The sequence below is a fragment of the Larkinella ripae genome, from assembly GCF_054780775.1.
On the sequence record NZ_BAAGVR010000009.1, the window covers coordinates 44,303 to 55,157 of the forward strand.

Below are 10,855 nucleotides of genomic sequence, written 5' to 3' on the forward strand. Positions count from 1 at the left end.
ATGTGTGCCCGGATGACGAGGTTTGTGCTGTCGAACCAACGTTTCGTTAGGGTTATGAATACTGTTTTTTGCTGGCCGCTGATTTGCCTGGCCTTCGTCGTGGTTTCCTTTATCCAGCCGCCCGAAACCCTGGTGGGGCGGTGGCAACAAAAAACCGCAGGGGGCAACACCGTGGTGACGGTTTTTCGGTCCGATGGCACCAATGACATCTTTATCAATGGCAAAACATTTGTCAGTGGGAAGTACTATATTCGGCAGGATACGCTGAGGTATGCCGATCCCCTCTGTAATATGGCGTATTACGGTACGTATAAACTCGACTTCTTCGCGCCGGATTCCCTGCGATTGACGGTTCTTGAAGATACGTGCCGCGGCCGACGCCGGGGTTTTGACCGGGTCACATTGGGTCGGATGAAGCCCGCTAAGCCATGAAAAGCTGTGCCTGGGGACTTCTGGCACTTGGAGCGAGCAGTATACTGGGGGCGGTTTTTAAAGCCGATGAACCGACCGATAAAGTGGCCCTGGGAAAGCGGTTGTTCTTTGACCCGATTCTTTCTCGTAATCGCACGGTCAGTTGCGCCAGTTGCCACCGCGAGGAGTTTGCCTTTGCCGATACGTCGGCGGTGAGTGTGGGCGTGTTTGGTCGTAGCGGTAACCGGAACACCCCTTCTGCCATGAATGTACGGTTACAGGCCAATTTTTTCTGGGATGGCCGGGCGGCTACGCTGGAAGAACAGGCGTTGATTCCCATTGCCAACCCCAATGAAATGGATTTACCCGTTGAGGTGGCGGTTAAACGCCTGAGCCGGAATGAAATGTACCGGGCTACTTTCAGGCGGGTGTTTGGCGAGCTACCGACCAAAACAAATCTGGCCCGGGCCCTGGCCGCTTTTCAGCAAACGCTGGAAACGCCGGACACGCCGTTTGATGACTGGCGAATGAACGACAACGAAACCGCCGTGAGTGAATCGGCCAAACGGGGATTTGCCCTGTTCAATGGCAAAGCGAACTGCGTGCAGTGTCATTTCGGGGCGAATTTCAATAACGCCGAATTTCGGAACATCGGGCTGTTCGACGGCAAGACGCTAACCGACAGCGGGCGGGCGGCAATTACGAAAAAAACCGCTGATCTGGGTAAATTTAAAATCGGTCCGCTTCGCAACGTGGCCCTAACGGCTCCCTATATGCACAACGGAATGTTCAAAACCCTGGCCCAGGTCATCGCCTATTATAATGATCCCGATCAGATCGTAGCGAACCCCATTAACCGGGACCCGCTGTTGAATAAACCGCTGGGATTAACGAATAGTGAAATGAAAGACCTGGAGGCTTTTCTGCAATCCCTGACGGATAACCGCTTTCGCTATCGCCGATGATCCGCTTTTTCTTTTTCCTGTGGCTGCTCCCCGGGTTGGCCCTCGCCCAGCCGGCTGTTCGGATTGACCGTCTGCCACCGCAAGGCATTCTGCTCAATCAGGGCTGGAAGTGGCAGGCCGGCGACCAACTGGAATGGGCCACCCCCTTGTATAACGACCGGGGGTGGAAAACGATCGACCCTACTCAGGATATCATGAATCTGGCGGAGGTTCGGCGGGCCGCTACGGGCTGGTTTCGGATTCGGCTGGTCGTTTCTGCCGCCGTCCGTACCGAATCCCTGGCGCTTCTGGTCGAGCAGACCGGGGCGTCTGAAATTTATCTGGATGGCCGGTTGCTGTACCGGTTTGGGCAGGTGGGGGCGAAGGGGCGGGCAATAGGGGCTTATGATCCCAGAGGTCTGCCTCTTTCGTTTTTAATGGGAACGGATTCCCTGCACACGCTGGCCATCCGGTTTTCGTTTGCCAACGACCTGCCCTATACCGTCTCATTCGCCCGTCAGAACCGAAATCCGCTCCTTCGGGTGACGCTCAATGGAGTCACGAATGCGGTCCGGTACGACCAGGTACACCGCCAGGGCGGATTACCGCTTGATTACCTGAAGATGGGTATTTATTTTATCCTGACCGTCCTTCACCTGGCTCTTTATCTCTACTACCCGGTCCAGCGGGCCAATTTGTACTTTTTCCTGTATGCGTTGTCCTGCCTGTTTACGTATGGGCTCCAGGTTTATTCCATTGGTGTGAATTCGGTGGAAACGCTGCAACACATTCGGATTGCGATCGGTATTTTCACGACGCTGTTTCAGCTCCTCCAACTCCGGGCTTTATACAGCTTGTTTAAACGACCGCCGGGTGGTCCATACTGGTTTTTGACGATTTATTTCCTGAGTTGCATTCCCCTGACCGTTTGGCCCTACCGGCTGGGATTGAATTACGGGCACGGGCTTTTTTACCTGCTTTGTTTTGGGGAATCGCTCCGGGTGACCGTTTTAGCCGCCCGGCAGAAAAAACGGGGCGCGGGAATCATCGGGCGGGGTGTTGTGGTAGCGCTGGTCTTCACCGTAATTCATTCCCTGCTGCTCCCGTACGGATCGACTTTCCGGGATCAATTTTTTCTAACCGGCAAGGCCTGGTATTTTGTTCTCCAGCATCTTCCATATAACCTCAGTAACCAGAGTATTCCGATTGCCATTTCGTTGTATCTGGGTCTGGAATTTGCCTTCACCAGCCGAACGCTTGGGACCAAGCTGGCCGAGATCGAAGACCTCTCCGCCCAAACGCGGGCGCAGGAAGCTGAAAAACTCCAGCTGGTTGCCCGCCAGAAGGAACAACTGGAGCAAACCGTGCGGGAACGTACCGATCAACTCCAGCGGCAGACGGACAAATTGCAGGAGATGGATGCGTATAAATCCCGGTTTTTTACCAACCTGACCCACGAATTCCGCACACCCCTCACCTTGATTCTCGGTCCGGCTGAGCAGGTTCTGGCGCAAACCGCCGAGTCCCAGACCAGACAACAGGTTGAGCTTATCCAGCGAAACGCCAGCCGGCTGCTGCGGTTGATTAACCAACTGCTTGATCTGAGTAAACTCGAAGCCGGTAAGATGAGCTTGAGCACCGCGCCGGGTGATTTAGTGAGTCTGGTCCGTGGTACGCTGCAATCGTTCGAGTCGGTCGCTACTCAGAAAGCGATTACGTTGCAGTTTACGACCACTCAGCCGCAACTGGTGGTGCATTTTGACCAGGATAAGCTGGAAAAAATTCTCTATAACCTCCTGTCCAATGCGCTAAAGTTTACACCGGCCGGCGGAGCCGTGTGGGTGTCGCTGGCCGGTGACGATTCCCGCCCGGAAAGTGGAATACAACTGAGCATCCAGGATACGGGCGTTGGTATTCCGGCCGCCAAACAGCCTTATGTTTTCGACCGCTTCTACCAGGCCGATGTCTCAGACACCCGCGAACAGGAGGGCACCGGGATTGGGCTGGCGCTCACGAAAGAACTGGTTGATTTGCACGGGGGGAGCCTGCACCTTAGCAGCCGGGAGGGGTTCGGCACCCTCGTCGTCGTTCAATTACCCTTACAGCCCGGTTCGCCTGAGGTCGCGATTACCGAACAGGCGTTTCGGCCCGATCAAACGATAAGTTTACCTTCGGCTCTCCCTGCGGAATTGGAAGATGCACCCTTGGTGCTGCTCATTGAGGATAATGACGATGTGCGGGCCTTTATTCGCTCGTCGTTGAAAAGCACCCCGGGCGTTGCCTCCTACCGGATTCTGGAGGCCCCCAACGGGGAGGCAGGCCTTCAGCTGGCCCAGCAGCAGGTACCCGATCTGGTCATTACCGATTTGATGATGCCGAAAATGGATGGCTACGCCGTTTGCGCCACCCTGAAGCGGGACGAACGAACCAGTCATATTCCGGTCGTCATGCTGACGGCCCGGGTTGATTTGGAAAGTAAACTCGAAGGACTGGAAACCGGGGCGGATGTCTATCTGGCCAAACCCTTCAACCAGCGGGAACTGCGGGTCCAGATCACCAATCTATTGCGGGTGCGCCACCAGTTGCGGGAGCGCTATAGCCGGGCTACGCTGGGACAAAGCACGCCGGGTCGGCAGGATTTTTGGCAGTCGGCTGCCCGTGCGATGCCCTCGATGGAGCAGGTGTTTTTGACCCGGGTTCGGACGGCCATTGAGAATCACCTGGATGATGAGCAGTACAGTGTCGAACGCCTGAGCGACGCGGTGGGAATGAGCCGGACCCAGCTCCACCGCAAACTCAAAGCGCTCACCAACGAGGCTCCCGGCGATCTGATTCGCATTCTGCGGCTCCAGCGGGCTCATGAGCTGTTGAGTGGGAACGTCGGGACGGTGGCTGAGGTGGCCTATCAGGTCGGTTTTGGCAATCCGGCTAATTTCTCGACGAGTTTTTCCCGCCAGTTCGGGTATCCGCCCTCCGAGGTGCGCAAAAAACCGGGACCGTCGCAAGGACAGTGAACATTTTCAAACACATTTGGCAGAAACGCAAATGGAGCCCTGGAAGCGGTTGACTTGTTTTGCCTACTGCTTTCCAAGTCCCCTCTCAGAAGGTGACCCGAGCGGCCCAACCAATCAGCCACCTTTAAGACCCCGTTTTCATGCGTCCGCTGTCCATTCGTTCCAAAACCGTCCTGAAGTGCCTGCTCTTGCTTTTAATCCCCATTTTGCTGCTGGGCCGCCTGACAGCCTTCGCCCAGCAGAGTCCGCGAACGGTGCAGCAGGTGCGGACGGCTATCAATGTAAATCCGAAACGGCTGCAAACCCCGCCCACCGACGTTTTCAAAACCGAAGTCCGTAAGATCTGGTCGGGGACCGATTCCATTCCGATTCAGATTTACTACCCCAGTGCCAGACCGAATCTGCCCATCCTTTATGAAGTACACGCTGGGGCGTTTATCCTGCGGATGTTGGATTTGAACGCATCGCGGGTAAACGTTATCCCACGAATTTCTAACTACGCATTCTATGGGGCCCGAATGGTACCTCCGATGGGCAGCGACCGGGAGCATTCTTTTCTTATTGTTCCTGCCACTACCGAAAGTATCCGCTCAGGATTCGGCCCGGTTATGGCGCCGTCCGAATGGTCTGAAAACGAATCTGATCGCTCCATTCTCCCTGTTTTATGAACGGGCTCTCACTCAACGCTTTGCCCTTCAAGGCAGCATACGCTGGTTACGCTATCGAAACCCGCATCCGGAAAACTTTGTCAATGTGGCCGTTGAAGGTCGGCTTTATTTGGACAATCGGAACTGGCTTCGGTCGAAAGGACATCCCGCCGGTTTTTACGTAAGTCCTTACCTTAAAGCGCGCCGGTTGCAACTCATCAATGAAATAGGCTACGGTTTTAACAAGGTTGGGGATCTTGATGAGGTAATTATCAGGTCCATCGGGTGCGGGGTAACGGTCGGTCATCAGTGGGTCGCCCGCCGTGGCTTTACGGGCGATCTGTTTGTGGGAGCAGGGGCGTTGCCTCAAACTTTAAGTGAGTATCGCCACACCCAACGGTACGGTACCGTTAGATCAACGAGCGGTTTTGAATTTCACAGCATCGACCTAAGAATTGGAATCTGTTTGGGATGGGCCTTTCGGTAAGCACCTACCCGCGAGTAGGATCTCGAATAGAAGTCAGAATGCTTCCAACGATGTATGAAAAGACGACCAACCAGTGATCAAGCGTAAACAGCCGTGATGCCACTAAGTAGGCGGTTTTTTAAGACGATCTTTCTGAAAGCACAAAAGCTTTCCAAAACAGGTCCAACGAGATTTCTAGCCTGGCGACGACAACGACCACAAAATTCCATATTTATTGATCCTTCAACATGAAAAAAAAGCTCTGGCTACTACTGGCCACCCTCGCCGTCACCAGTTCCCTTTTCGCTCAAACGCCAACTCCGGAGCAGTGGAGAATGAGCGTTGCCCAAGCCATTCGCAACTTTAAAATACCACCCGCAGCGGTTGGATCGGTGGAGAATCGGCGGGTGTCAGGGACGCCCGATTCCATTCCGGTTCGAATTTATCGGCCGGCTGCGGGGGGGACTAATTTGCCCCTGATCTATCATATCCACGGCGGGGCCTGGGTTGCGGGTGATCTGGATACCCACGATAATATCTGCCGACGCCTGTGTCTGGAGGCCAACGCGGTTGTCGTGGCAGTTCATTATCGCCGTCCGCCCGAAAACCCGTATCCCGCTACCAGTGATGATGTGATGCGGGTACTCAGCTGGATTGAGGCCAATCGAAACCGGCTCAGCCCCAATGGGCCACTCATCCTGTTGGGAGATAGCGCCGGTGGTAACTTTGTGGCTTCTGCCTCGTTGCGTAACGCCGATGCCGCCAGGCCAGTACCCATTGCCGCTCAGATTTTAATCAACCCCGCCCTGGACATACGTCCCAATTCGCCAACCTTCAAACTGTACGAACAGGTTATTCGCTGGGGGGTGCCCGACCTGGCTACAACGAGCGATCCCTACGTATCCCCCTTGGTTTCGACCAACCTGAAGGCAATGCCCCCGACGAGTATTGTCGTCAATGAACGGGATGAGTTGCGGGAGGACGGCGTACAGATGGATCAGAAACTGCGCGCAGCGGGGGTGAAAAGTGTACTGTTCGAGCAGAAGGGGGTGGGGCATTTCGGTCCGGTTTGGTGCGCTGATCATGCCACGGTTAAACCGGCGCTGGCGTTTGTGTTGGAACAGATTAGGGCAATTAGCCAAAATAACAAAGCGCCGAACAGGTAGAAACCGGACCTGAATCTTTAACCCTCCTTGATTTTACAACGTGATACCACGGAAGTGCCAATACCGGGTTACGGTTTTTGAAAATTACGGCTTTCCTTGCCGAACGATGCCGCGATGCAAGCCAGGAAGGTGAACTAACTGGAGTGGGGCGAGCCCATCATGATAAATAAGGGCAACTAAGTCCTGTGTGTTTCATCATGTAGCCTTCTTAATCAACATAGCGGGTCAGAACCCCATTAATCAATTCTGACTTTTGGGCTCAATTCGTTTCAAGACGGACACAGACTTATTTGTGGTCAAATAGGGTAGTCCAGAAATAGGCAGCTTTGACTGGAAAAGTGGAGTTTGTTCTGTATAGCCAACCGTTATTGTTGCCTACCTCACTTTAAATCCTATAGGTAAGTGAGTTTGCATAAAAAGGCGGTTTCGTCCTGTTGATGCTACTTAGCCATTTACATGCTTACCTTAATCTGTCCAAAATAGTACATCGGCTGTCCGATTCTGGACAGGGAAAAATAATTCATTTCTATAAAAACGCTTTACTGATGCTCTGAAGCCCTGTTTGGCGGGCTGGCTTGCTATTTGCTATGCAAATGAGAAACATAGCCTAAGGAACTATGAAAGGTGAACAATTGGGCGAATTTGAGGAGTTAGTCCTGCTGACTATCGCCCTCCTTTACGATAATGCGTACAGCGTAGCCGTTGTGGAAGAACTGGGTTCGCGGTTAGAGCGATCCATGAGTTTAGGTGCCGTTCACCGGACCATGCAGCGGTTGGAAGAAAAAGGACTGGTTCATTCCCGGTTTGGCGAGACCAGTGCCGAACGGGGCGGTCGACGAAAACGACTGTATACGGTCACGGTGGCCGGGGAACGGACCTTGCAGGAATTGCGCCGGATTCGCCAGGAATTGTGGTCGGGTATTCCCAAAACCGCCTTTGGCGGACCTGCCATATGAACCGACACTCCACACCACGCCCTTTCCGGTGGGCTCAGCGTTTTCTTAAGGTAATCACCGCTTCCCACCTTCAGGAGGAGATTCTGGGTGATCTGGACGAATTATTTCAGAAACGCTTGCGACGAGTTGGATACCGAAGCGCCCAGGTATGGTACCTGGTGGATATGCTGCTCCTGGTACATCCCAGGCTTTGGCGCCGGGAAATCAATTCCAACTTTAAGACTCGGTTTTCAAGATTCAGTGACGTTGCTGACCCCTCCTCTTTTTCTACGATCATGATTCGTAATTATTTCAAAATCGCCTGGCGTAACCTGGCCAAAAACAAGGTGTATTCCTTCATCAACCTCTTTGGTCTGGCCATTGCCGTAGCCTGCTGTTTGTTGATCGGGCTGTTCGTCCAGCACGAGTGGAGCTATGATCGATTTCACGCCAAAACCGACCGGCTTTACCGGACGTGGACGCTGGAAAAATACAAAGGTGAAGTGTTTACCAACGTTTCGCAACCGTTTATTCTGGGTCCTACGCTGCAGGAAACGTTCCCCGAGGTTGAGTCCTATTGCCGCATCGTTACCACGAATGTCAACATTCGCAAAGGCACCGAGCTATTTAACGAGCAGATCCACACGGTCGATCCCAGCTTTTTCCAACTCTTTGATTTTCCCCTGATTCGCTCAAGCCGCGCCAATCCTCTGGCCGAATTAGGCAGTGTGGTGTTGACCGAAGAAGTGGCCCGGAAGTATTTTGGTGATCGAGACCCGCTGGGGCAAACGCTTCAGATGCAGGTCGACAGCGTCATGCGCCCATTCACGGTGACCGCCGTGGCCAAATCGGTCCCGACGGCCTCGAGTATTCAATTCGACTTTCTAATCCCCCTGGAACACACCCTGGCCCTGCGCTCCGAGCGGGCCCGCAAAAGCTGGTTCAACGTATCACCGGAAAATTATGTATTGCTACGGGTGGATGCCAACCCAGGTTCATTAACGGCTAAATTTCCGGCAATGCTTAAAACGGTACTGGGGGATCGGTACCAGGAAGATGGCTACCTCATCAACCTGCAACCCCTGGCCGACGTCCACCTGAATAGCGCCCGCATCGACGGCCTGGAGCCGGAGAGTGACCCGGTTTATTCGTACACGCTGGCCAGCATTGCCCTGTTCATTCTGATCATTGCCTGCATCAACTTCATGACCTTGTCACTGGGTCGGTCGGTTAGCCGGGCGCGGGAAGTCGGCGTTCGCAAGTCGCTGGGGGCGCTGCGCCGTCAGTTGATCAATCAGTTCTGGGGCGAAGCGCTGCTGATGACGGCCCTGGCGGTCCTGCTGGGTTTCGGACTGGCGTGGGGCGTGTTGCCTTTGTTTAACCAACTGGCGGGGAAGGTGCTTCGGCTGCGGCTCGATCTGACGACGCTGGCCCTGGTGCTGAGCCTGACCGTCCTGGTGGGGCTGATTGCGGGCAGTTATCCGGCCCTGGTTTTGTCGTCGTTCCGACCCGTTGAGGTTTTGAAGGGAAAACTCAATCTGAAAGGCGATCGAAACTGGTTTCGGCGATCCTTGATTGTTGTGCAGTTTACGCTCTCGGTTTTTTTGATGATTGGCACATTGGGACTGAATCAGCAGCTGTCTTTTCTAAAGCACAAATCGCTGGGCTACCAGCAGGAACAGATACTGGTGGTTCCGGTTAGCAAAGGGGGCGACAAAGGCCGGCAGATTGTGGAGCGGTATCGTCAGGCGTTGGCCAGCCGCAAAGAAGTCGTGGACGTGGCAGCTTCGGCTTTTCCCTTTTCCGCCGGCTGGGGTGACATGGGGTATACCGATGACCAGAAGGTCTACCGGGAGTTTCAATTCAATGTAGTGGATCCGCACTTTATTCCCACCTACGGAATTACCTTGGTGAGCGGACGCAATTTCGACCCCGCCAATTCCGCCGATGCATTTGGTGGCTTGATTGTCAATCAGGCTTTTGTAAAGCAATTCGGCTTGAAAGATCCGTTGAACCAGCGGTTGTCGGGGAAATGGCACGACCACCGGATCATTGGCGTAACGGAAGACTTTCACTATGCTTCCCTGCACTCGAAAGTAGAGCCGCTGGTCTTGATGATGCGCTCGGATTCGGTTTTCAATCACATTGAAAACGCGAACTTTTCCTCCTCCAGTATGCCGGATCTTTCCATCAAGCTGACCGCTGGTACGATGGCTGACCACTTGGCGTTGCTTGAAGAAACCTGGAAAGCGGTGGTTCCGGACGAGCCGTTTGGATACACCTTTCTGGATGAAAGTCTGCAACGGCAATACGAGGCTGAGCAGCGTCTGAGCCGCATCGTTACGATCGGATCGGGCCTGTCGATTCTGATTGCTTGCCTGGGTTTATTCGGACTGGCGACACTGGCGGTGATCCGCCGGACCAAAGAGATCGGAATCCGCAAAGTCTTTGGCGCCAGTAATTGGCAGGTGGTGGGTCTGTTGTCGCAGGATTTCCTGAAATTAGTGCTGGCAGGCATTGTGGTGGCTTCGCCTTTAGCCTGGTACGCGCTGGAGAACTGGCTCCAGGATTTTGCTTACCGGATTGCGGTTCAATGGTGGGTTTTTGCCCTGGTGGGCGTGGTGGCAGTGTTGGTGGCTTTTCTAACCATCAGTTTGCAGAGTATCCGAGCCGCCCTGATGAATCCGGTCAAAAGCCTGCGATCGGAATGAGAGTTTTGACTTCATTCAACCAAAAAGCACCAGCGCTCCTGGTGCTTTTTGGTTGAATTACTTACCAGTCCGAATGCGTAACTTATCTGGATTGCGCAGGTATAATAGGCGCGTAATCGCTGTGGCCTCCCCACCAAGGTAGGTCACCGAGTCCAGCTCTCCCGTTTTCCGGTGGAAGATCAAGCTGGCGGGCCGCCCGTTGACAAATGCCGGTTGGTGGAAAAATTCGTGGCGCTGATTTTCTGGATGCTGTAGAATGCCCGTCAAAAACGTCAGCACTTTCTCCTGACCAAACAGCGGTTTTAGCCCGGCCTGGCGTTTTCCCCCACCGTCGCTGAACAACTCAATATCCGATCGGAATAATTGGCTGAGTGCAGTGCGATCCTGCTGCTGGAGGGCGACCAGAAACGCGTCCGTGAGGGCCCGCTGCGTGGCGGCTTCTACGGGCCGGTTTTTGGAGTAGCCCAGTTTTTCGTGGGCCCGGTGAAAGACCTGGCGGCAGTGTATATCGTCAACTTAAAGTGGACAGATGCGGGTGAAAAGAGAAGAGATACTTTAAGC

The 10,855-nt window shown here is 54.0% G+C and carries 8 protein-coding genes and 1 pseudogene; all 9 read left to right on the top strand.

Translation table 11 applies throughout. From position 1 onward, the window contains the following. Positions 1 to 54 precede the first annotated feature (54 nt). Positions 55 to 432, top strand: coding sequence for a hypothetical protein (locus tag ACYVHX_RS06725; RefSeq protein ID WP_460670865.1), 378 nt, complete (start codon positions 55 to 57; stop codon positions 430 to 432). Then, positions 429 to 1,376, top strand: coding sequence for a cytochrome-c peroxidase (locus ACYVHX_RS06730; RefSeq protein WP_460670866.1), 948 nt, complete (start codon positions 429 to 431; stop codon positions 1,374 to 1,376). The genes ACYVHX_RS06725 and ACYVHX_RS06730 overlap by 4 nt, the downstream gene beginning before the upstream one ends. Continuing rightward, positions 1,373 to 4,369 carry an ATP-binding protein gene (locus ACYVHX_RS06735; protein ID WP_460670867.1) on the top strand — a complete coding sequence of 999 codons (2,997 nt, stop codon included), beginning with the start codon at positions 1,373 to 1,375 and terminating at the stop codon, positions 4,367 to 4,369. Before ACYVHX_RS06730 ends, ACYVHX_RS06735 begins: the two co-directional genes overlap by 4 nt. Before the next feature lie 507 nt (positions 4,370 to 4,876). Beyond that, positions 4,877 to 5,503: a hypothetical protein gene (locus ACYVHX_RS06740; RefSeq protein WP_460670868.1), complete on the top strand. Its 627-nt coding sequence runs from the start codon at positions 4,877 to 4,879 to the stop codon at positions 5,501 to 5,503. Positions 5,504 to 5,730: 227 nt separating this feature from the next. Beyond that, positions 5,731 to 6,648, top strand: coding sequence for an alpha/beta hydrolase (locus ACYVHX_RS06745; RefSeq protein ID WP_460670869.1), 918 nt, complete (start codon positions 5,731 to 5,733; stop codon positions 6,646 to 6,648). Between the two features lie 617 nt (positions 6,649 to 7,265). After that, positions 7,266 to 7,604: a PadR family transcriptional regulator gene (locus tag ACYVHX_RS06750; protein ID WP_460670870.1), complete on the top strand. Its 339-nt coding sequence runs from the start codon at positions 7,266 to 7,268 to the stop codon at positions 7,602 to 7,604. Beyond that, positions 7,601 to 7,795: pseudogene (locus ACYVHX_RS06755) on the top strand (permease prefix domain 2-containing transporter); the annotation flags it as partial. The gene ACYVHX_RS06750 and the pseudogene ACYVHX_RS06755, both read left to right, overlap by 4 nt. 84 nt (positions 7,796 to 7,879) lie before the next feature. Continuing rightward, positions 7,880 to 10,294: an ABC transporter permease gene (locus ACYVHX_RS06760; protein WP_460670873.1), complete on the top strand. Its 2,415-nt coding sequence runs from the start codon at positions 7,880 to 7,882 to the stop codon at positions 10,292 to 10,294. A gap of 363 nt (positions 10,295 to 10,657) precedes the next feature. Beyond that, positions 10,658 to 10,855, top strand: a 198-nt coding sequence (locus tag ACYVHX_RS06765; RefSeq protein ID WP_460670871.1) for a hypothetical protein, incomplete at its 3' end; no start/stop codon positions are given.